Below are 740 nucleotides of genomic sequence, written 5' to 3'. Positions count from 1 at the left end.
CCATGATACCGGGGTGACACTGTACTTGGAGAACTTATGGTGAATAATTCAGGTCTTATTTGGTTAGGCAAAACATATCTTCTTTCGAAGTTTACGGTATTGCTGTTATCTATTAGTTTTTATTTTATGAATTATCAAGTTATATGTTGGAATTTTACAGCTGCTTATGGGTTAGCTTCTAAAATGAAGATTATACCAATATTGGAGTCAATTATGAATATTGGTGTATCATTAGTCTTTTTAAAAGTTTTCCACTTTGGAATCAATGGGGTTATTTTAGGAACTATTTTTTCTACTATTTTAACAGTGGGATGGCAAACACCTTTTATAATATTTAAGTATGGTTTTAAACAAAAGTTTCTCGATTTTTTTATAGTTTATATAAAAGATGTTTGTAGCATGATAATAGTATTTGGAATCGGATGGCAATTATCCAGTCTGTTTCTTAATCGAGTACATGCTGTGACTACTTTATTCATAAACGGGGTATTAGCATTATTGATTGGAGGAATTATTCCTGTAATCTTTTACTGTAAATCGGCAGTCTTTAAAAGCCTAGTTCATAGATTAACTAACAACTAGATTTATATATTTCGGCAAAAAACGAAGTGAGGTATGTCATGTGTCAATGGTGGCCGTGATTTTGCTAACATTGAATATTAAAAATTTTTGAAGCTATAACCGGACCTGAATTATTCACCATAAGTTCTCCAAGTACAGTGTCACCCCGGTATCATGGG

1 protein-coding gene is annotated in these 740 nt (G+C 32.0%); it reads left to right on the top strand.

Annotated elements, in window-relative coordinates:
• Positions 1-39 precede the first annotated feature (39 nt).
• Positions 40-582: a hypothetical protein gene (locus tag FC07_RS13255; RefSeq protein ID WP_235807524.1), complete on the top strand. Its 543-nt coding sequence runs from the start codon at positions 40-42 to the stop codon at positions 580-582.
• Positions 583-740: the final 158 nt, after the last annotated feature.

Source organism: Loigolactobacillus bifermentans DSM 20003, assembly GCF_001434575.1.
Lineage (GTDB): Bacteria > Bacillota > Bacilli > Lactobacillales > Lactobacillaceae > Loigolactobacillus > Loigolactobacillus bifermentans.
This window is presented reverse-complemented; position numbering and strand designations above follow the sequence as displayed.